The sequence below is a fragment of the Pseudomonas sp. AC193 genome, assembly GCF_979258075.1.
Window position 1 is genome coordinate 6,143,130 of record NZ_OZ409832.1, and the last position, 20,215, is coordinate 6,163,344.

Genomic DNA, 20,215 nt, shown 5'->3' on the forward strand with positions numbered 1-20,215 from the left:
TATGGCCCGTGGGGTTAACAAAGTCATATTGGTCGGCACTTGCGGCCAGGATCCCGAAGTTCGCTACCTGCCTAACGGTAACGCCGTGACCAACCTGAGTCTGGCAACCAGCGAACAGTGGACCGACAAGCAAACCGGTCAGAAGGTCGAGAAGACCGAGTGGCACCGTGTTTCGATGTTCGGCAAAGTCGCCGAAATCGCCGGCGAATACCTGCGCAAGGGTTCGCAGGTTTACATCGAAGGCAAGCTGCAGACCCGTGAGTGGGAAAAAGACGGTATCAAGCGTTACACCACCGAAATCGTGGTCGACATGCAAGGCACCATGCAACTGCTCGGCGGCCGTCCACAACAGGGCGACCAGCAAGGCGGTGGCAACAACTATCAGCAGTCCGCTCCGGCTCCACGCCAGCAGGCGCCGCGTCCGCAGCAGTCGGCTCCGCAACAGCGTTCGGCCCCGGCTCCTCAGCAGGCCGCACCGCAACCGGCTCCGGATTTCGACAGCTTTGATGACGATATCCCGTTCTGATTTGCTGCTATAACCGCTTCATACAAAAAGGCCCGTCGCTTAAACGACGGGCCTTTTTTGTATGTGCTGATCAACTGTAGGGGCTGCGGCACGCTGCGATCTTTTGATTCTGTTTTTGAAAATCAAAAGATAGCAGCGTGCCGCAGCTCCTACGGGGGGATGTGTGTTTCAGTCGAGGATCAGGTGCGGCAGGAAGCGGCTCGAGTCTTTGGTGATCAGGCTGTTGTCTTCGCGCACGCCAATGCCTGCGGCTTGATCGCCAATCACCCACGAACCAATCAGCGTGTAGCTGTCGCCAAACTTCGGCAGTGGCGCAAATTCCTGCAGGATAAACGGCGCATCGGTGTAGGGCCCGTCTTCTTTGACGATCAGACCTTCAGCCGTGTGCAACTCAATGTTCGCGCCTTCACGGGAAAAGTACGGCTTGCGCACCCAACCCTTGGGCACCGCACTGGCCGGGTTTGGATCAAGGTGCGCCGCGAGCAAGTTCGGATGACCCTTGTGCAGTTCCCACAATAAAGGGAGCGCGCCTTTGTTCGACAGAATCGCCTTCCACGCCGGTTCAAAAAACTGCGTATCGCACTCGGCAATCGCCGCGCCGAAAGGTTCGTGGAAGATGAACTCCCAGGCGTGCAGCTTGAACAGGTGCGGGATCCAGCGATCCTGCAGATCGACAAAGCGGCCCTCAGAAGTCAGGCCAATGTCTTCAATGTCGATGTGCCGCGATTCGATGCCGACCTTTTCTGCGATCAGCCGCAGGTAATCGGTGGTGCCCTTGTCTTCGATCGAGTCTTTCATCGAAGAAAAATAGAACGGCCGCGTCAGCTTCAGTTCGGCAAAGGCTTGATGCAGTTTGGTGTCGATGCTGTTGAACTGGTCGGCATTCGCCGGCAGCGTGCCGCGCTCGATGCATTGCTCCAGCCAGCCCCACTGAAACGCCGCTGCCTCGTAAAGGCTGGTCGGCGTGTCGTAGTTGAGCTCCAGCAGTTTCGCCGGGCCGTTACCGCTGTAGGAAAAATCCATGCGCCCGTACAGATGCGGATGACCTTCGCGCCAGGAGGTGCGGATCATGTCGTAGTACGGCGCCGGGATGCTCAGACGATCCAGCAACTCTTCGCTGTTGACCACGCGGTCGACCAGATCCATGCACATCTCGTGCAGCTCGGTGGTCGGATCCTCAAGATCGTTTTCGATCTGCGCGAGCGTGAACTGGTAGTACGCGCTTTCGTCCCAGTAGGGCTCGTCGTCGATGGTGTGGAACATAAAGCCGAGGCTTTCGGCGGTCTGTTTCCAGTCCGGGCGCTCGGCGCAGAGGATTTTCTTCATCGTCAGCTGCTCGAACGACCGGAACTGCTGCCCCAGCCACCCCAACCGCTGCGAGCACTCGACTGGCTACCGAAACCGCCGCGCGAGGTCGACGAGGCAACGTTGACCGGTTTGCTTTTGCTGCTTTCGTAATCCGTTTGGCTGCGCGTCGTCGTTTCGGCTCGGCGGTATTGCGTCGAAGTGTTGTAGGGCTGGCGCGTGTCGCGATCGCGGTACACCGTGCGATTGACGTTGTTGCTCATCGCGTTGCCGATCAGCCAACCGGTCAGCCAGCCACTGCCGCCGCCACTGGAGGTGTGCGAAGTGTTTTGCACATTCTGCGCGGGATCACCTGCCGGCATTTGCGCGCCGGCGATGGCGTCGAGGTTCTGCGCCGGTTCACCGTTCTGCGGCACTTTGAAGCCGCCGAGTTTCGGCACGAAGCGGCCGTCGGAATTTTTCTGGCACCAGTCGGCGGCGAAGTCGGCGTCGCACTTGGCCTTGTCGTCGTACGCCGGGGCGATGCGCCGGTGTTCGGTCAGGGCAGCGACGTAAGCGTTGGAGCAGACATCGGCGGCCACCTCGGCATCGACGCACTGTTCGACGCTCTGGAAGTTACGCGGCTGCTCGACCGCCGCCGCTTCACCGGAGATGGCCATGGCCACCGACGCGGCGAGGGACAACTGCACATATTTACTGCGTTTCATCGAAGGCTTCCTGCCGGTCAGTTGGACGGGGTCATGCACGCGGCGTTGAGCATGCCAACGCTGATGGCGACCGCTGCCACGTAAATGCCCGAAGCGATTTCACCGTTGGCAATGCGCTGCGAGGTGCCCTTGAGCACCAGGCCGGTGGCGAGGAATGCCAGCAGTTGCACAACAGCGGCAATCACCGCCCACAGGACGAAGTCGAGGACATTGACCGAGAACGCAATCACGTTGCTGGCCGGGATCGCGAAACCGATGATCGCACCGGACAGGGCAATGGCTGCAGCGACGTTGCCGGAGCGAATCAGCTCGAACTCTTTGTGCGGGGTGATGCGGGTGTAGACGAATTGGAACAGCATGAACAGCAGCACGGCGCCGATCAGGTAGACGACGAAACCGACCAGCGCGGTTTTGTTCAGGGAAACGGCCAGCACTTCCAGCATGAAAAACTTCCTTTTTTAGATGGGGCTCAGATCAGTCGTGTACAGCGAGATACCCAAAGAGGTGCTCAGGCTGACGGTGCCTTCTTCGTCCTGTTCGACGGAGAACAGCAGCAATTCGCGGCGATCGGTCAGGCCGGTTTCGCGTGCGTAGAGCATCGAGTGGTGTTCGATGGTGTAGGACTCGTCCGGATTGATGACTTGTTCGGTCATCGGCACCAGTTCGGTCTGGCCCTGTTCGGTGCCCCATTCGCGGGTGTACTCGACGCCATCGTGGGTGTAGGTCGGCAGGCCGATCGCGCTGTTAGGGCCGGCCAGGCGCTGCAGTTCGGCGTCACTGTTGACGGTCACGTAATTGAGGTAGTTGAACAGCGTGACCGATTCGATCTGGTCATCGCCGGTAACGTGGATCTGCAGCCAGAAATCCTCGTCGTTCATGTAATAGCGGTGCAGTTTGTTCGACTGGCCGAGGTCGACCCAACCGGCGCTCCAGATCGCTTGATCGAAAGGCACGCGCACCGTGGTCGAACCGTCGAGCAACAGCGCCAGCGTCGTATCGAACCTGACAGCCTTGCCCTGGGCCATGCCGAGTGGGCCACTGGCAACGGTCGGTGTCGGCGCAGCGGTCTGCCAGTTGCTGGTGCCCAGCAAATCTTTAAACCATCCCATGGGTACGTTCCTTGAGGCGGGTGGAGGTGTTCGTCGGCGGAAAAAGCGTGGCTAGTGTACCGGGCCGGGATCCCATGTAGGAGCTGCCGAAGGCTGCGATCTTTTGATTTTGTTTTTAAAGACAAGATCAAAAGATCGCAGCCTTCGGCAGCTCCTACACAGGGCGGGTTGCGATGTTACTGAGCGGATTTCTGCTTCAGGCGCTCAAGGATCGCGTTGGCGCTGCCGGCGTTTGGCGTGATGCCGGCTTCTTGCAGTTTGCGGTTGCAGCTCATTGCCGGTCGCGGCGTCTGCCAGTTCATCGGCAGCGCTCAGCTCGGCAGCGCGTTGTTGCTGTTTGGCTTGCAGGCGGTTCAGCGTACCCACGGCGGTTTCCAGTTTGCCGTTGGCGCCGCCGCTGGCGATGGATGCACTGACCTGAGCCTTTTGCACGCTGTCGCGGGCCTTGGCCATGTCGACTTGCTGGCGCAGGCTCTTGATGCGGGCTTCGGCCTTGTTGATGTCTTTGCGCATGTTTTCGGCGTAGACACCGAACTCGTCGCTCTGCTTTTTCTCGGCATCGAGGTCGTTGGTCAGGGTCGAAATCGCTTCGGCCACTTCCAGCGCCAGGTCTTCACGGCCAGCGTTCAACGCCGATACAGCCTTGGCTTCGAGATCCTTGATCTTGGCGTCGTACTCGCTCACGCGATCGGCGGCGAGTTTGTGTTTGGCCATGATGGTGACCAGCTCGCGACGTGCGTTCGACAGGGCGGTGTCGGCATCGCGGATTTCCTGATCGAGGATGCGCAGGGCCTGTTGGTCGACGATCGATTCGCCGACTTCATTGGCGCCGCCGCGCAGCGCGGTGAACAACTTGCTCCAGATGGATTGAGTCATTGGATTTTCCCTGTTGATTACTTGAAGAAGTGTTCGAAGGCTTCACTCGCGCGCTGCACGTTGTCGACCAGGGTTTTCACCTCGGTAACCACGTTAGTCAGGCTCGAGTCGGCGCTGAGGGCGCCAAACATGTTGTAAACGGTCTGCCCGTTGGGCATCGACTCGATACCGATCGACGACAGCGGGAACATTTCCCGGCTGCGCAACACGGCGTCGTTGAAGGCGTGCACGTCGGTGATCGAATCGATATCGACCAGCACGGTGTCAACGATGATCTGTTGACCGGCGACGGCGATGTGAATCGGCAGACCGCCGAATTCGTTCATTTCCAGCTTGATGCTGGGTTCAGAGCTCTGGATCAGAGACAGCGTGATCTCGTGCGAAGCCACCTCGTCCAGGGCCTTGAGGGCGTTGAAGAGGCTATCGATGTTCCAGTTGTTGCCTGCGCTCATGTAATTCTCCGACATGAAAGAGCCAGCCAGAATCGGTTGGCGTAGCTGTTGCTCCATTTGCTTGAGCAAGCTTCGGTTTTCGGGAAGCACCCAAGTTTCGTGTTTCACATAACCGGCAGCGGCCAGGCCCGCACGCATCTGCTTCATATAAAAGCTCGACGGTTTTTTTGCGGACGCCTTCGCGCGCTCTCCCTTGGGACTTTCGGATTTCGCGGTGGGGGAACGGCTTTTCATGGCTATGACTCGGTTATGAACATCTCACGCGTGAGCCACACTACAACCAATCCAAAATGCCATCAATGGCTCACGCGTGAGTTTTTTATGACAGACGAAAAAAGGCCCGCAACGTGGCGGGCCCTCTGTTTATAGACTGTTTGCAAAGTGTTGCTTAGCGATCAGCCGACAGAAATTCGTCCGTCGAGATCACATTGGCGTAGGCAAAGCCCAGTGCCGACATGAACGCGGCGTGTACGTGGGCGGCTGGTACGGTCAGGCCGTTGAATTCCAGATCGCGGCTGGCGCAGGCGTCGTGGATCACCGTCACGGTGTAGCCCAAATCCGCTGCCGCGCGAGTGATGCCATCGACGCACATGTGGCTCATGCTGCCGACCACCACCAGCTCCTTGATGCCTTGCTCATCGAGGATCGATTGCAGTTCAGTCTCGCGAAACGAATTGACGAAGTGCTTGAGCACGACCGGCTCGTCGGCGCGGTTGAGCACTTTCGGGTGCAGCTTGGCGCCGTCTGAGCCCGGGGTGAAAAACGGCGCATCCGGCGAAGTGAATTCGTGGCGGATGTGCACCACCGAATCACCCGCCTCGCGGAACGCTGCAATCAGTCGCGCGGCATTGTCGGCGGCGGCATCAGCGCCGACCAGCGGCCACTTGCCTTGGGGGAAGTAGTCGTTCTGGATATCGACTACGATGAGTGCTTGCTTGGCCATGGGTGTGTCCTCGAAGTGCTTGTTGGTGTGGTGCAAGTATTGGCGCTGGCCGATGATTCGAGGATTGGCCGCACCGACAATCGACAGGGGAAAACTGACAATGGGCGTTGAAAAAGCCGCCATCGCTGAACTCGGCGTGCTGATTTATCCCGGCGCGCAGGTGGCGGCGGTGCATGGCTTGACCGATCTGTTCGGCGTGGCCAACCGCATTGCCGCTGAGCATCAGACCGCGCAATTGCCGGTGCTGCGGGTCAGTCATTGGCAGGTCGACGGTGATCAGCCGCCCGCGCGGGTTTACGACACTCATCCGGGCGACGAAAGCGATTTGCTGGCGGTGCTGATTCCGCCGTCAATTGGCGGCTTCAGTTCGGCAAACATGCCACCCAGCCTTGCGCAGTGGTTGCGCGATCAACATGCCCGTGGCGCGACACTCGGCGGAGTCTGCGTGGGTTCGCTGATGTTGGCGGAAAGCGGTTTGCTCGATGGCCGTAGCGCCACCACCCACTGGACGTCGGCCAAGGCGTTTGCCGAGCAATACCCGAAGATCAAATTGAAAGCCGATACGCCCATCGTCGATGACGGCGACCTGATTACTACCGCTGGATTGATGGCCTGGTCGGAGCTTGGCTTGCGCCTGGTCGACAGGCTGCTCGGGCCGAGCATCGCCACCGGTACCGCGCGTTTTCTGGTGATCGAGCATAGCGACAGTGCCAGTGAGTGCGGGAGCAATTTTGCGCCGATTCTCAGTCATGGCGATGCGGCGATTCTCAAGGTTCAGCATTGGCTGCAAAGCACCGGCGCGACGGATGTTTCGCTGACCGCGATGGCGGAGAGGGCGGGGCTGGAAGAGCGTACGTTTCTGCGGCGCTTTCGCGCGGCGAGCGGGTTGAAGCCGACCGAGTATTGTCAGCATCTGCGGGTGGGCAAGGCGCGCGAGATGCTCGAGTTCACCAATGGCACGATCGATCACATTGCGTGGACGGTGGGGTATCAGGATCCGGGAGCGTTTCGGGCGATCTTCAGGAAGATCACCGGGCTGGCGCCGAGTGATTATCGGGCGCGGTTTGGTGTGACCCCGAACTTGAAGGCGACAAATTCCTAATGTGGGAGCGGGCTTGCTCGCGAAAGCGGTGTGTCAGTTAACACATGCGCACGCTGACACACCGCTTTCGCGAGCAAGCCCGCTCCCACAGGGGGATCTCGGTTTGGTTTTGGATCGTGCAATTTGCCGGGGTTTTGTCGGCGGTCGTGCAGATTGAAACAGGCGTGGTGCCAGCACGATTTCGCCAAGTTTCTGATTAAACGAGAGTTTCCGTAGAGCAGCCGTTGGCCTGATCTCTGCACCCTTCACCGCTACAGTCATCGAACCGAGGGAAGGGGGACGCATGACCCCGATCACCCGCAGGAAAATCGTCGTCGCCCACTCGGTGCGTGCCGGCGCGCCGCAGCATGAAGTGCAAACCAACAAAGCGCTGGCCCGCTGGCTGGCGCAAATTCTCGGGTTCAAATTCGGTGGCAGTTACGACCCGGAAAAACATCGCGGTCGTGACCTCTACTTGCTGCCGACGCAAACCATCGTCGGCGCCACCCACGCTCACGAACTCGGCATCAAAGGCCCGGAAGATTTGTGGGGCGGATTTGTCGAGCACGACTTCATTTGCACCAAAGCCATCAGCCACGGTTTGCGCAGCCACTTGGCCCATGCGCCTGAGGGCTGGTCGCCGCTGTTTTCCGAACGGGTGCGCAACGTGGTGCTCGACGGCCTCAGCGTGTTTTCCCTGGAAGATGCGCGACCCGCCGCCGAGCATTTGCTGTACAGCGGGCCGATTCGTTTGAAGCCGGTTCATGCCTGCGCCGGTCGCGGCCAGGAAGTGATCAAGAGCCTCGACGCTTTCGACGAAATCCTCGCTCGGCCCGATATCGCAAAACAGTTCAGCGAAGGCGTGGTGCTGGAACAGGATTTGAGCGACGTCGTCACCCACAGCGTCGGCCAGACGTTCATCGGCGACAAAGTGCTGAGCTACTGCGGTGATCAATACTTGACCAAAGATGCCCACGGCGAAGACGTGTATGGTGGTTCGAACCTACTGGTGGTGCAGGGCGGCTATGCCGATCTGCTGGCGCTGGATCTGGCGGACGATGTCCGGCTGGCCATCGAACAGGCGCAGATTTTCGACAGTGCCGCCGATGAAGCTTATCCGCGCTTCTACGCCTCGCGGCGCAATTACGACATCGCCCAAGGGTTGGACAGCAACGGCAAAACCCGCAGCGGCGTGCTCGAACAATCCTGGCGCATGGGCGGTGCCAGCAGCGCTGAAGTTGCCGCGCTGCAAAGCTTCGTCAACGACCCGGGGATGCGCGCGATTCGCGTGTCGTCGGTGGAAACTTACATCGATCAGCCGCTGCCGGCAGACGCCATCGAGGTGTATCGCGGCCCGGCGGAAAACAGTGAATTTCTCCTCAAATACGTAACGGTCAAATCTTATGACGGCTAGAAGCGAAAGCATTCAAATCGACATTGATGATGAACAGATGAGCGGGACGTTTCTCAGTCCCAAATCGAAAGTCCCGGGGGTGTTGTTTGTTCACGGATGGGGCGGCAGTCAGGAGCGAGATCTTGAACGGGCCAAAGGTATCGCAGGGCTGGGTTGCGTGTGCCTGACCTTCGACTTGCGCGGGCATACCGGTGGCACCGGAATTCCGCTGACCCGCGTCACCCGTGAAGACAATCTGCGTGATTTGCTCGCTGCTTACGATCGCTTGCTCGCGCATCCGGCGCTCGATACCTCGGCGATTGCCGTGGTCGGCACCAGTTATGGCGGTTATCTGGCTGCAATCCTGACGTCGCTGCGCCCGGTGCGCTGGCTGGCGCTGCGGGTGCCGGCGTTGTATCGCGACGAGCAATGGCACACGCCGAAGCGGGAATTGGATAAAGCGGATTTGCGTGATTATCGAAGCACGCTGGTGCGCGCCGACAGCAACCGTGCGCTGCATGCGTGCTCGCAATTCACCGGGGATGTGTTGCTGGTGGAATCGGAAACCGATGACTACGTGCCGCACGCGGCGATCATGAGTTACCGCGCAGCGTGCCAGCAGACGCATTCGCTGACGCACCGGATTATTGATGGTGCGGATCACGCGCTGAGTGAGCCGGTTTCGCAGCAGGCGTACACTTCGATATTGGTGGACTGGATTACCGAGATGGTCGTCGGCGAACGGTTGAGCATTATTCAATCAACATAAGATGCGGTGTTGTTGAGGCCGTCTTCGCGAGCAAGCCCGCTCCCACAATTGGAATGCGTACAACCTGTGGGAGCGGGCTTGCTCGCGAAGAGGCCGTCAGCCTCGACGACAATTTCAAGAAGGTTTCTTCTCTATCCGCAACGCCTTGGCCTTGGCCTCTACCACCAAATACATCACCACCGTTATCAACAACGGCAACAGAAAATAAATCGCCCGATACGCCAACAACCCCGCCACCAGACTCCCTCGCGAAGCCTCGTGCTGCAGCAGCGCAACAAACACCGCCTCCAGCACGCCAAGCCCCGCCGGAATATGCGTGATCACCCCGGCAATCGCGCTGATCAACAGCACACCCAGCACCAACGGATAATCCAATTTGCTCGGCAATAACGTGAAAATCACCGCCGCCATCAGCGACCAGTTCAAGGCGCCCAACAGCAGCTGCAACACCGCCATGCGCAGCGATGGCAGGTTGATTTCCACGCCACGAATCGACCACTCGCGTCGCTTGGAAAACTGACACGCCGCGAGGTAACCGGCGCTGACCAGCAGCAACAAAACCCCGATGCCCTGCAACGCGTCGCTGCTGACTTTCCACCCCGGCGGCATAGTCACCAGACCGCTGCTGAATACCGCACCGGCAATGGTCATGTAGCCAAACCAGTTAGTCGCCAGGCTCAGCCCGAGAATCTTGGCGATGTTGCCTTTACTCACGCCCAACCGTGAATACAGCCGATAACGCATAGCGATGCCGCCGACCCACGCGCTCAGGTTCAGATTGAACGCGTAGCTGATAATCCCCACCGGCAGAATCTGTTTCCAGGTCAGATCCTGACGAATGTAGGTGCGGCCGATCAGGTCGAAACTGGCGTACACCAGAAAGCTCAGCAGCGTCAGGCTGGCGGCAATGATCAGCGTGCGCACCTTGAAGTCGGCGAGGGTTTCCAGCACTTCTTTCCATTCGATGCGCGTGGCGAACATCGTCAGCAGCACGATCAGTGCGAGGAAAAACAACAGCGTCAGCGGGCGTTTCCAGCGGCTCCATTTCGAGTGCGTCGCTGGCGCCGCGTGACCGCTCGGATGCGCTTCGGAATGACTCATGAGCGGTTACCTCGAAACGGCTTGAGCCGCGGTTTGTGCGCCGGCAGCCAACCGGCCATCGCCGGGAAATGCCGCAGAAAGTGGAACACCAGAAAGCCCACGGTCATGTGCCAGATACGTCCGCGCGGCGACTTGCTGGCGTCCATGGCTTTGCAATGGTTTTGGCTGAGGTCTTCGAGGCGCTCGAACAAGTGCTGATTAAACGCGCGATCGCGGATCAGCACGTTGGCTTCCAGGTTCAGCGACAGACTCAGCGGATCGAGATTGCTCGAGCCGACGGTGCTCCATTCATCATCGACCAGCGCGACTTTGCCGTGCAGCGGACGCTGGCAATACTCATGAATCTGCACGCCAGCCTTGAGCAAATAATCGTAGGTCATGCGCGCCGCGAGTTTCGCCACCAGCATGTCTGGCTGGCCTTGCAGGATCAACCGCACATCGACACCGCGCCGGGCGGCATTGCGCATTTCGCGCAGCAAGCGGTAACCGGGGAAGAAGTAGGCGTTGGCGATCACCACACGGCGTTTGGCGCTGCGCAGCACTTGCAGATAAACGTCTTCGATATCGGTGCTGTGTTGGTCGTTGTCGCGGAACACCAGACGCACCTGACCGTCATGATCATCGAAGGCCATTTCCGCGCGACGCTGGCGCCGGCGTTGCCACCAGAATCGCGCGCGACCCGGGCGACCACTTTGCAACAGGGCGAAGTGATGGATATCGGCGACCGCCGGGCCCTGAATTTCCACCGAATAATCCTGCTTGGCTTCGGGGCCGAAATCGGCCAGATGATCGCCAGAAAAATTGATCCCGCCGATGAACGCAACCATGCCGTCGACCACGACGATTTTGCGGTGCAAGCGGCGGAACCAGTTGGTACGAATGCCGAGGCGTTTCGGCGCTGGATCGAAAATCTGCAAATGCACGCCGGCCTCGCTCAATGCGGCGAGATAACCGGTGGTCAACTCGCCACAACCGAAGCCGTCGAGGCTGACGGTGGTGCGCACGCCGCGCTTGGCCGCATCAATCAGAATTTCCTGCAACTCGGCGCCGACCTTGTCTTCGAAAACGATGAAGGTCTCGAGAATGATTTCACTCTTCGCCGCGCGCATCGCTTCAAACACACGCGGGAAATATTCCTCGCCGTTTTCCAGCAATTGCACATGGTTGCCGCCCTGCCAGCGGTACTCGACGTCGACCTGACCGGGCTCGCGCACCGGCGGGGTAATGCTGATAGGTTCCACGGCGGATTTCTCCAGCGGCGCGCTGTTCATAGTTCGATCTCCACCGATAACGGTGCGTGGTCGGAAAGGTGAGACCAGGGCCGGTTGGCGAGGACTTTCGGCTGGCTGGCTTTGAGGTTACGGACATAGATACGGTCGAGGCGCAGGGTCGGCAGACGTGCGGGGAAACTGCGCGCCGGTTTGCCGTGGTGCTCGGCGAACACTTCACGCAGGCCACAGGGTTTGAGCAACGCATCGGCGCGCTGACGCCAGTCATTGAAGTCACCGGCGACGATCACGGGCGCGTCGTCCGGCAGTTCGGCCAAGCGTTCGCCGAGTAGCTTCAACTGGGCGTTGCGATGACTTTCACGCAGGCCCAGATGCACGCAGATCGCATGGATCTCGGCGCCGTCGCCGGGCAGACGCAGCACGCAATGCAGCAGGCCACGGTTCTCATGGCCGCTGATCGACACGTCGAGATTGTCGTGGCGGATGATCTGGAATTTCGACAACAACGCATTGCCGTGATCGCCGTCCGGGTACACCGCGTTGCGCCCATAGGCGAACTGCGGCCAGAGGCTGTCGGCGAGAAATTCGTACTGTGGCATCGTCGGCCAATTGCTGTAGCGCTTGTGATGATGCTCGTGGGTGCCGTGGACTTCCTGCAGGAACACCACGTCGGCGGCGACGCTGCGCACCGCTTCGCGCAATTCCGGAAGAATGAAGCGCCGGTTGAGGGCGGTAAAACCCTTGTGGGTGTTTACCGTCAGCACGGTGAATGTGCGCACCGACGGCGCGACGACCGAGCCTTCATCGGTGAAGCCGACCGGTTCTGAAATACTCATGCCAGCACTCCTTCGCCAGCGGGTTCACCGGGGGTGGTGGCGAGGTCTTTATCCAGCTCGAAACGATGCAGCAGATCGCGGGCGTCGTACGGCGCGCGGACTTTGATGTCGTTGTCGAAATAGCAGAACACTTCGCGGGATTTGCGTGCGCGTGGCTTCAAGCGTGGCGCGATCAGGTGGGCATCTTTGGGTTGCTCGCCGTGGTGCCAGGCGTCGATGCGCTCGGCCCAGCGCTTGAGGGCTGGCGCGGTGTAGCCGCTGGCGTAGAGTTCTTCGGCACCGTGCAGGCGCAGGTAAACGAAGTCGCTGGTCAGGTCTTCACGGTAGGGCCATTTATCGGCGGTGTCGGCGATTACCAGCGCGGTGTTGTAGCGCTTCAGTAACCGCACAAATTCGGGATCGAGGAAGCTGTCGTTGCGGATTTCCACGGCATGGCGCAGCGGCTTTTTACGCCAGGCTTTCATGCTCGCGTGACCGTGCAGGTGGGAATCGTGTTGGTGGGCGAGGGCGGCGGCCGCCTCGGTGTCGTGCGGCAATAGCGCGAGGAAATGTTCGAAACGCTCGGGCTCGAATTTGAAGTTCGGCGGGAACTGCCAAAGGATCGGCCCGAGCTTTTCCTTGAGCTCCAGAATGCCCGAGGCGAAGAAATTCGCCAGCGGTTTTTCGATATCGCGCAAACGGCGGATATGGGTGATGAAGCGCGGGGCTTTGACGCTGAAGACGAAATCGTCGGGTGTTTCGGCGTACCACTGCGCATAGCGTTCGGGCCGTTGCAGGGCGTAGAACGATCCATTGATTTCGATGCTGTTGACCGCCCTCGACGCGAATTGCAATTCGCGCTTTTGCGCCAGTCCCTTGGGGTAGAAGTCCCCGCGCCACGGTTCGTAGCGCCAGCCGGAAATACCGATGTGAATCGTCGCCATGCCACCCTCCCGTTGAAAGCCCTCGTGTTGCCGCTGTCTTTTGATGACTGCGGGCGGATCGGGAAAGTTTCGGCGGTATTACGGACGGTACATTTTCGAGAGCAGCGTGAATCCCAATGTGGGAGCGGGCTTGCTCGCGAAGGCGGTGGGTCAGCCCAAGGATATGCTGAATGACACCACGCCTTCGCGAGCAAGCCCGCTCCCACAGGGATTTGTAATCCTCCATGAGATTTGCGCTGGGTCTGGCCCGTCTGCGCAACGTTCCTATTCGTCGGGGAGAGGGCAAGGGTGAGGGGCTCGTGAACTTGCCGGCCAATTATCGATCAGTTCCTTACAGGTTCAGCCACGGGAGATCGGAGTTTTGGTCAAGTTCAGGATCGCCATTCTGCTGGGAGCATTGCTGTTTCTCGGTGCCAGTGAAATCGACGCCGCCGCGCTGCCGGGTGTTCCGGCCGCTGCCGAGGAACCGGCCAAACCCGAGCCACTGGTGCAGGGCGGTCTGCTCGGTGCGATCAGTTCGAGCATCGACGACGTGCAGGACAAACTCGACATCAACGAACATCTGGTCGACGCCTGGCGCCTGCGCGCCGACCGTGCGGCCGATGAAGTCGACAAATTGGTCAACCAGCCGTCGAACCGCTCCGGCTGGAGTGTCGCCGGAGATTTCCTCACGCTGTCCGGCACCTGGCTCGGCAGTTTTGCGCTGCTCACCGTACTCGGCAGTTTGTTGGCCAACCGTATGCGTGGAGGCCGCTGGTTACGCACCCGCCAGCGCAGTCAGGATCTGATCGGCTACTTGCTGCCGTACACGCTTCCGGCGCTGATCTGCCTGCCGTTGACCCTGTATGTCAGTCATTTTCTGCAAGCTTCGGTGGGGCGCGCGCTGGCGCTGTGTTTGGCCTACGCCACCAGCAGCGGCATCTTTTCCACTTCGATGCTGTTATGCGTGGTGGTGATGTTCAACGTCGGGCACAAACGTCCCGCCGCACGCATCATCCGCAATTATTGTCCGCGACCGTTGTTCCTGATCGGCTTCCTCGCCGCCCTCAGCGATGCGCTGACCAGCCCGCAAATCGCCCGGCAACTGGGCGGCAATATCACCAGCAGCGTCGCCGTGTTTACCGGCCTGATCGCCTCGGTGATTTTCGGACTGTTGGTGATTCGCTTGCGTCGCCCAGTGGCGCATCTGATCCGCAACCGCTCGCTGGCTCAACGTTTGAAACAGCCCTCCTTGCAGGAGTCACTGCGGATTTTTTCCGGGCTGTGGTATTGGCCGATTGTGTTGATGGTGCTGGTCTCGGCGGTCAACCTCATCGGCATCGGCGAGGACAATCAAAAAGCCCTGCGCTGCGCGTTGTTCACCACGGTGCTGCTGATCGGCACGGTATTTCTCAGCACGATTCTGCAGCACTTGTTCAAGTCACGAAAAGCCGAAGCGATCCAGCGCAGCAGCGCCTACAAGGAGCGCTTCCTGAGCCTGTTGCACGCCTTGCTGCGCATCGTGATCGCCATCGCCTTCATCGATATTCTCGGACGGATCTGGGGCGTGTCGCTGCTCGATTTCGCCCAGAGCAGCACGGTCGGGCGAGCGATCAGTAACGCTTTGAGCAGCATCGGTTTGATCTTCCTGGTGACCTGGCTGTTGTGGGTGGTGCTCGACACGGCGATTCAGGAGGCATTGAAACCGCCGCTGAGCAAACGCGCGGCGCGCCAACCGAGCACGCGGGTGAAAACCATCCTGCCGCTGCTGCGCAACGCGATCAAAATCATCCTCGTGGTGATCTGCGCGATCACCACCATGGCCAACCTGGGGATCAACGTTGCGCCGCTGCTGGCGGGTGCCGGTGTGGTCGGTCTGGCCATCGGTTTCGGTTCGCAGCAACTGGTGCAGGACGTGATTACCGGGCTGTTCATCATTATCGAAGACACCCTGTCGATTGGCGATTGGGTGGTGCTCGATTCCGGGCATGCCGGTACGGTCGAAGGGCTGACCATTCGTACCCTGCGGCTGCGTGACGGCAAGGGTTTTGTGCACTCGGTGCCGTTTGGCCAGATCAAGGCGGTGACCAACCAGTCGCGGCAGTTCGCCTATGCGTTTTTCTCGGTGCAGTTCACCTATGACACGGACGTGGATAAAGCCATTGAGTTGATTCGCGAGACCGGCGATTCGATCCGCGAAGACCCGTTCCTCAAGTACAACCTGCAAGGGCCGCTGGACGTGTTTGGCGTGGACCGGATGGATTTGAATGGGGTGGTGCTGACGGCGCAATTCAGAACGGTGTCGGGCGGGCAGTATGCGGTGAGCCGGGCGTTTAACCAGCGTTTGAAGAAGCTTGTGGATAACACCGAGACGGTGCATTTCGCGCAGACTTATCCACAGCAGGTTTTGTTGCCGAAGCGGGTGCCGCAGGAGGAGGCGGTTGTGGCGACCGAGGTGCCGCAGGAGTCGCGGACTTAACGCAGGCTTTTGGGTGGGGCTGCTGGCCCTTTCGCGAGCAAGCCCGCTCCCACAGGGGGACGCGGTCAAACTGTGGGAGCGGGCTTGCTCGCGAAGACGTCAGCGCAGACACCCTCAATGCCGAATCAGCTTGCCGCGCACTTGCTCCATGGCAATCTGATCCAGCTCCAGCCAGAATTGCTGCTTGCCGGCAATCTCCGCCGCCGCCGGCAACCCATCCCGATACACCAACCGATTGCTCACCAGCGCCGGCACTTTCACCCCCGGCAGCAACGTCCCGGCCAGATTCAACGGATCAACCCCACACACCGCCACCAGACTGCCGTCATGCGGCCGCCGCCGTACCTCGCGCAACAGTGGAATGGCTTCGGGCAAGGCAAACTGTTCCCCCGCCAAACCACTGACAAACCGCCCGCCACGAATCTCGCCGCGCGCTTCCAGCCGATGAAACGTGCGCAGCAATTCCCGCCAACTCGGCAGCCAATCCGCCTCACGCTCCAGCAAGCGCCAGAACACCACGCCGTAACGGCGCAGCAAGGTCATGGCGACATGCTCCAGGGTTTCGCTGTTATCCACAGCCGCCCCGCGCCGCAGCAAGGCCCAGCGCCCGGCATCATCCATGCCGCCAACAAACGCGCCGCGCCCGCGACGACTGCTGCGCTGCTGGCGTTTGCTCGCCGGGGTGATCAGCGCACGCAGGCCGGCGAAGCTGTCGGCGTTCACCAGCCCGGCGCCGACCAGTTCCTGCAAGGCGATTTCCAGTTCGGTGCGCAGCAAATGCGCTTCATGAATCAGCTCATCGAAAAACAGCGCGCCGTGCTGACTCAAGGCTTCAAAGACCTTCTGGGTTTTCGGCGACAGCTCGCTCACGGGCGTCTGTTCGGCCAGCGCGCTCCATAAGCCAACCTGATTGCGCGGCAGCAAAACGATTGGCGTACTGCGTAAAGCCGTGCCGCTGATTTTTTGCCGGGCACTGAGGCGCGTCCATACCAGTTTGCCGTTGCGGCACAGGTCATCCAGCCAGCTCGGCGAATAGTCTTTCAGGCGCGCCGGGAGGATATCGCTGTCCCACGCCGAGGCGGCTGCTGCGTAGCCTTCGAACTGACCGACAATCGACGGCAACACCGCACTGCCTTGTCCGCGAGTCGATGGCGAAAGGTGCTGCCAGTCGAACAGAAAGCGCATGAAATCCTGCAACGCCACCGGTTCGATTTCCCGGCGCAGACGCTTGACCGTGTAGCGATGAATACGCGCGAGCAGGTGGCGTTCGCACCATTCTTCGATGTTGAGTTTCGGCGTGAATTGACCGCGCAGGACATAACCTTCGCGCTCGAGTTGGGCGAGCGCTTGGTTGACTTGAGTGGCCGGCAGCTCCAGCGGTTCGGCGATAGCGGTTAACGGCAACGGGCCGAAAGCACCGAGCCGTGCGCGGATCACTTCGACCAATGCCTCGTCAAACGTCCAGCCTTCATCGAATCCCGGCAACGCCTCCAGCTCAGGTTGCACTTTGGCCTGTGGATAAAGCGCTTGCAGGCAGGTCAGGCGTTCGCGGGCCAGCCATAAACAATGCTCGGCATTGATCTGCAATCGGCAGGCGCGGCCGCTGCTGGCCAGGGTTTCCAGCCATTCACGCCAGCCTTCGTTCGCTTGCACCTCATCCTCGCTGATGCACGCCAGACTCATCAACGCCTCATGCATTTCATCCACAGCATTCGGCGTCGGCCACGCCTCTTCGCGCACAGCGGTAATCGCGTCGGCATCCAGCGCACCGAGATCATCAGTCGATTGTGGATCGCTCCAGCGGCGGTTGATCACCGCTTGGGTACGACGTTCTTCCAGCGGCGCATCGTCGAGAAAAGCGTACGGCCGAGCACTGAGGATTTCCGCCGCGAGCGGTGAGGGCGCCGGCAAATCACGGCTGATCAAGCGCACCTCGCCACGTTCCATGCGCCGCAGCAGATTGAGCCAGCCTTCGCTGTCCATGGCCTCGTGCAGGCAGTCGTCGAGGGTTTGCTCGATCAATGGATGCTCAGGGATTTCCCGCTCGCCGGCGAGATTTTCCAGACAGGCGATCTGATCGGGAAATACGCTGGCAATCAGGTCTTCGCTTTTCATTCGCTGCAACTGCGGCGCGACTTTGCGCCCACCGGTAAAGCGCGGCAGCGCCAGCGCCACGCCGGCATTCCAGCGCCAGCGCACGCCGAACAGCGGCGCATCGAGCACCGCTTGAATAAGGATGTGCTCGGCGCTGTTGCTGTGCAGGTAGCGCCAGATTTCATCCAGTTCAAAACTGTGGCTGGTGGACAGCGACAGCACAATCGCGTCTTCGCTGGCCGCTGCCTGCAATTCGAAATTGAACGTACGGCAGAAACGCTTGCGCAGGGCCAAACCCCAGGCGCGGTTGATGCGGCTGCCGAACGGTGAATGGATGATCAGTTGCGTGCCGCCGGACTCGTCGAAAAATCGCTCCATCAACAGCGTGTCCTGCGAGGGCAGGGCGCCGAGGGTTTGCCGGGCGCGGGCAAGGTATTCGACCAGTTGTTCGGCGCTGGCGCGGTTGAGGCCGAGGGTCTGCGTCAGCCAGTCGAGGGCTGGTTGCAAGTCTCCGGGGCTGGCGCCAAGCAACGCGTCGAGCTGCGCTTGCAGGCGCGCCACGGCGAACGACAGTTCATCGCTGCGCCCCGGTGCTTCGCCGAGCCAGAACGGTATGGTCGGTGGCTGGCCGTGGGCATCCTCGACGCGTACTTTGCCGGTTTCCACACGCAGGATCCGATAAGAGGTATTGCCGAGCTGGAACACATCGCCGGCAATGCTTTCCACGGCGAAGTCTTCGTTGACGCTGCCGATGTTCAAGCCTTGCGGCTCGAGCATCACGCTGTAATCGGCGTTGTCGGGAATGGTGCCGCCGCTGGTCACGGCAGCGAGTTTCGCGCCACGCCGGCCACGCAAGGTGCGGCTGACGGCGTCGCGGTGCAGGTAGGCGCTGCGAATGCCTTGGCGACCGTTGTAACCTTCGGCGAGCATGCTCAGCAGGGCCTGATAGTGTTTTTCGTCGAGACCACGATAGGGCGAGGCTTGGCGGAACATCGCCAGCAAGGCGTCTTCTGACCATTCCTGACAGCTGACTTCGGCGATGATTTGTTGGGCGAGTACATCCAGCGGCGCGACGGGAATATGCAGGGTGTCGAGTTCGCCACGGCGTACGCAGTCAAGCAGGGCGGCGCATTCAATCAAGTCATCGCGGGTGGTGGCGAACAAACGGCCCTTGGGCGTGCCGCCGACCTGGTGTCCGGAACGGCCGACCCTTTGTAGAAACCCGGCGATGGAGCGCGGTGAAGCGATCTGACAGACCAGATCAACTTCACCGATATCGATGCCCAGCTCCAGCGAAGCGGTGGCGATCAACACCTGCAACTCGCCGCGCTTGAGGCGTTGTTCGGCGTCGAGGCGAAACTCCTTGGCCAGGCTGCCGTGGTGCGCCGCCACTGCGTGCTTGCCGAGGCGCTCGCTGAGGTGGCGGCTCAGACGTTCGGCCAGACGTCGGGTGTTGACGAAGATCAGCGTGGTGCGGTGCTCGCGGGCGAGTTCGGCGAGGCGGTCGTAGACCAATTCCCAGACATCGTTGGCCATGACGGCCGACAACGGCACGGGCGGCACTTCGATGCCGAGATCCCGTGGCCGGGCGTGACCGATGTCGATGATTTCGCAGGGACGGTCATGGCCGACGAGGAATTGCGCCACGGCTTCGACCGGTTTTTGCGTGGCGGAAAGACCGATGCGGGTCAGCGGTTCGGCGCACAAGGCTTGCAGGCGCTCAAGGCTCAGGGCCAGGTGGCTGCCCCGTTTGCCGGCGGCCATGGCGTGGATTTCATCGATGATCACCGTGCGCGTGGTGCCGAGCATTTTTCGCCCGGATTCCGAGCCGAGCAGGACGTAGAGCGATTCCGGCGTGGTCACCAGAATGTGCGGCGCGGTTTTGCGCATGGCGGCGCGGTCTTTTTGCGGGGTGTCGCCGGTGCGCACGGCGGTGGTGATGTGGACTTCCGGCAGGTTCATCTGCCGCAGCTGTTCGGTGATCCCAGCGAGTGGATTTTGCAGGTTGATGCGGATGTCATTGGACAGTGCTTTGAGCGGCGAGACGTAGACCACCAGGGTTTCGTCGGGCAGGCCGTCGGGGTTTTCCAGGCCACGGTGGACGAGATCGTCGAGCACGGCGAGGAACGCGGTCAGGGTTTTGCCCGAGCCGGTGGGCGCGGCGATCAGTGTCGAGCGGCGCTGGCGGATCAACGGCCAAGCGCGGGCCTGGGCGGCGGTGACCGTCGGGAAGGTCTTGCGGAACCAGGCGCTGACGGCGGGGTGAAAGCCTGCCAGGGCGCTGTCGGCGGGGAGGGGCAAATTCATGGGATAAGTTATGCGGTCGCTGGGGGGAAGATGCAAGTACCGCTCAGGATCTTCAGTGTCTGGCAGGGTCCCTTCGCGAGCAGGCTCGCTCCCACAGTGGATTTAT

Annotated in this window: 16 protein-coding genes and 1 pseudogene; 5 read left to right on the forward strand and 12 right to left on the reverse strand. The window is 60.5% G+C overall.

Features of this window, described 5'->3' with window-relative positions; genetic code table 11:
* Position 1: 1 nt before the first annotated feature.
* Complete coding sequence (locus ACZZ0D_RS27650) at positions 2–526, forward strand: single-stranded DNA-binding protein (protein ID WP_008081898.1); 525 nt, start codon at positions 2–4, stop codon at positions 524–526.
* A gap of 168 nt (positions 527–694) precedes the next feature.
* Here the strand turns inward: ACZZ0D_RS27650 and ACZZ0D_RS27655 are convergent, their stop codons facing one another.
* The 7 genes and pseudogenes from ACZZ0D_RS27655 to ACZZ0D_RS27685 all read right to left on the reverse strand — a co-directional run bounded on the left by ACZZ0D_RS27655 (position 695) and on the right by ACZZ0D_RS27685 (position 5,918).
* Positions 695–1,852, reverse strand: a complete 1,158-nt coding sequence (locus tag ACZZ0D_RS27655; protein ID WP_212546238.1) for a glutathionylspermidine synthase family protein — start codon at positions 1,850–1,852, stop codon at positions 695–697.
* A gap of 2 nt (positions 1,853–1,854) precedes the next feature.
* Positions 1,855–2,538, reverse strand: a complete 684-nt coding sequence (locus ACZZ0D_RS27660) for a DUF1190 domain-containing protein (protein ID WP_463554731.1) — start codon at positions 2,536–2,538, stop codon at positions 1,855–1,857.
* Between the two features lie 17 nt (positions 2,539–2,555).
* Positions 2,556–2,981 (reverse strand): DUF350 domain-containing protein, encoded by a 426-nt coding sequence (locus ACZZ0D_RS27665; RefSeq protein ID WP_053124298.1) that lies wholly within the window; start codon positions 2,979–2,981, stop codon positions 2,556–2,558.
* A gap of 15 nt (positions 2,982–2,996) precedes the next feature.
* On the reverse strand, positions 2,997–3,647 hold the full coding sequence (locus tag ACZZ0D_RS27670) for a DUF2491 family protein (RefSeq protein WP_463554732.1): 651 nt from the start codon (positions 3,645–3,647) through the stop codon (positions 2,997–2,999).
* 176 nt (positions 3,648–3,823) lie between these two features.
* A pseudogene (locus tag ACZZ0D_RS27675) lies at positions 3,824–4,523 on the reverse strand (PspA/IM30 family protein).
* A gap of 17 nt (positions 4,524–4,540) precedes the next feature.
* Complete coding sequence (locus tag ACZZ0D_RS27680; RefSeq protein WP_246542012.1) at positions 4,541–5,122, reverse strand: YjfI family protein; 582 nt, start codon at positions 5,120–5,122, stop codon at positions 4,541–4,543.
* A gap of 241 nt (positions 5,123–5,363) precedes the next feature.
* Positions 5,364–5,918 carry a cysteine hydrolase family protein gene (locus ACZZ0D_RS27685; protein ID WP_401243966.1) on the reverse strand — a complete coding sequence of 185 codons (555 nt, stop codon included), beginning with the start codon at positions 5,916–5,918 and terminating at the stop codon, positions 5,364–5,366.
* 100 nt (positions 5,919–6,018) lie between these two features.
* On the opposite strand from ACZZ0D_RS27685, the gene ACZZ0D_RS27690 reads away from it, so the two are divergent.
* The 3 genes from ACZZ0D_RS27690 (at position 6,019) to ACZZ0D_RS27700 (ending at position 9,161) form a co-directional block, all read left to right on the forward strand.
* The gene (locus tag ACZZ0D_RS27690) at positions 6,019–7,020 is read left to right on the forward strand and encodes a GlxA family transcriptional regulator (protein ID WP_463554733.1); all 1,002 of its coding nucleotides are present in this window, start codon (positions 6,019–6,021) and stop codon (positions 7,018–7,020) included.
* Positions 7,021–7,303: 283 nt separating this feature from the next.
* Positions 7,304–8,413 carry a DUF3182 family protein gene (locus ACZZ0D_RS27695; RefSeq protein WP_463554734.1) on the forward strand — a complete coding sequence of 370 codons (1,110 nt, stop codon included), beginning with the start codon at positions 7,304–7,306 and terminating at the stop codon, positions 8,411–8,413.
* Positions 8,403–9,161, forward strand: coding sequence for an alpha/beta hydrolase family protein (locus tag ACZZ0D_RS27700; protein ID WP_053124286.1), 759 nt, complete (start codon positions 8,403–8,405; stop codon positions 9,159–9,161). Before ACZZ0D_RS27695 ends, ACZZ0D_RS27700 begins: the two co-directional genes overlap by 11 nt.
* Positions 9,162–9,275: 114 nt before the next feature.
* On the opposite strand, the gene ACZZ0D_RS27705 is transcribed toward ACZZ0D_RS27700, so the two are convergent.
* Genes ACZZ0D_RS27705 through ACZZ0D_RS27720 form a run of 4 tightly spaced genes read right to left on the reverse strand, consistent with a single transcriptional unit; the run spans position 9,276 to position 13,250 of the window.
* Positions 9,276–10,262: a lysylphosphatidylglycerol synthase domain-containing protein gene (locus tag ACZZ0D_RS27705; RefSeq protein ID WP_401243960.1), complete on the reverse strand. Its 987-nt coding sequence runs from the start codon at positions 10,260–10,262 to the stop codon at positions 9,276–9,278.
* The gene (gene clsB, locus ACZZ0D_RS27710; protein WP_463554735.1) at positions 10,259–11,533 is read right to left on the reverse strand and encodes a cardiolipin synthase ClsB; all 1,275 of its coding nucleotides are present in this window, start codon (positions 11,531–11,533) and stop codon (positions 10,259–10,261) included. Before clsB ends, ACZZ0D_RS27705 begins: the two co-directional genes overlap by 4 nt.
* Positions 11,530–12,327 (reverse strand): endonuclease/exonuclease/phosphatase family protein, encoded by a 798-nt coding sequence (locus ACZZ0D_RS27715; protein ID WP_053124281.1) that lies wholly within the window; start codon positions 12,325–12,327, stop codon positions 11,530–11,532. Before ACZZ0D_RS27715 ends, clsB begins: the two co-directional genes overlap by 4 nt.
* Positions 12,324–13,250: a DUF72 domain-containing protein gene (locus ACZZ0D_RS27720; RefSeq protein WP_159815621.1), complete on the reverse strand. Its 927-nt coding sequence runs from the start codon at positions 13,248–13,250 to the stop codon at positions 12,324–12,326. The genes ACZZ0D_RS27715 and ACZZ0D_RS27720 overlap by 4 nt, the downstream gene beginning before the upstream one ends.
* A 361-nt stretch (positions 13,251–13,611) precedes the next feature.
* Between ACZZ0D_RS27720 and ACZZ0D_RS27725 the strand changes: the two genes are divergently transcribed.
* Complete coding sequence (locus tag ACZZ0D_RS27725) at positions 13,612–15,708, forward strand: mechanosensitive ion channel domain-containing protein (protein ID WP_463554736.1); 2,097 nt, start codon at positions 13,612–13,614, stop codon at positions 15,706–15,708.
* Positions 15,709–15,822: 114 nt separating this feature from the next.
* Here ACZZ0D_RS27725 and ACZZ0D_RS27730 read toward each other — a convergent pair whose 3' ends face one another.
* Positions 15,823–20,109, reverse strand: coding sequence for a DEAD/DEAH box helicase (locus ACZZ0D_RS27730; protein ID WP_463554737.1), 4,287 nt, complete (start codon positions 20,107–20,109; stop codon positions 15,823–15,825).
* Positions 20,110–20,215: the final 106 nt, after the last annotated feature.

Bases quoted from the DNA above. Each gene is read 5' to 3' on its own strand.
- ACZZ0D_RS27655 (WP_212546238.1), bottom strand. From the start codon at position 1,852: ATGAAGAAAATCCTCTGCGCCGAGCGCCCGGACTGGAAACAGACCGCC.
- ACZZ0D_RS27660 (WP_463554731.1), bottom strand. From the start codon at position 2,538: ATGAAACGCAGTAAATATGTGCAGTTGTCCCTCGCCGCGTCGGTGGCC.
- ACZZ0D_RS27730 (WP_463554737.1), bottom strand. From the start codon at position 20,109: ATGAATTTGCCCCTCCCCGCCGACAGCGCCCTGGCAGGCTTTCACCCC.
- ACZZ0D_RS27665 (WP_053124298.1), bottom strand. From the start codon at position 2,981: ATGCTGGAAGTGCTGGCCGTTTCCCTGAACAAAACCGCGCTGGTCGGT.
- ACZZ0D_RS27670 (WP_463554732.1), bottom strand. From the start codon at position 3,647: ATGGGATGGTTTAAAGATTTGCTGGGCACCAGCAACTGGCAGACCGCT.
- ACZZ0D_RS27650 (WP_008081898.1), top strand. From the start codon at position 2: ATGGCCCGTGGGGTTAACAAAGTCATATTGGTCGGCACTTGCGGCCAG.
- ACZZ0D_RS27680 (WP_246542012.1), bottom strand. From the start codon at position 5,122: ATGAAGCAGATGCGTGCGGGCCTGGCCGCTGCCGGTTATGTGAAACAC.
- clsB (WP_463554735.1), bottom strand. From the start codon at position 11,533: ATGAACAGCGCGCCGCTGGAGAAATCCGCCGTGGAACCTATCAGCATT.
- ACZZ0D_RS27695 (WP_463554734.1), top strand. From the start codon at position 7,304: ATGACCCCGATCACCCGCAGGAAAATCGTCGTCGCCCACTCGGTGCGT.
- ACZZ0D_RS27685 (WP_401243966.1), bottom strand. From the start codon at position 5,918: ATGGCCAAGCAAGCACTCATCGTAGTCGATATCCAGAACGACTACTTC.
- ACZZ0D_RS27690 (WP_463554733.1), top strand. From the start codon at position 6,019: ATGGGCGTTGAAAAAGCCGCCATCGCTGAACTCGGCGTGCTGATTTAT.
- ACZZ0D_RS27705 (WP_401243960.1), bottom strand. From the start codon at position 10,262: ATGAGTCATTCCGAAGCGCATCCGAGCGGTCACGCGGCGCCAGCGACG.
- ACZZ0D_RS27715 (WP_053124281.1), bottom strand. From the start codon at position 12,327: ATGAGTATTTCAGAACCGGTCGGCTTCACCGATGAAGGCTCGGTCGTC.
- ACZZ0D_RS27700 (WP_053124286.1), top strand. From the start codon at position 8,403: ATGACGGCTAGAAGCGAAAGCATTCAAATCGACATTGATGATGAACAG.
- ACZZ0D_RS27720 (WP_159815621.1), bottom strand. From the start codon at position 13,250: ATGGCGACGATTCACATCGGTATTTCCGGCTGGCGCTACGAACCGTGG.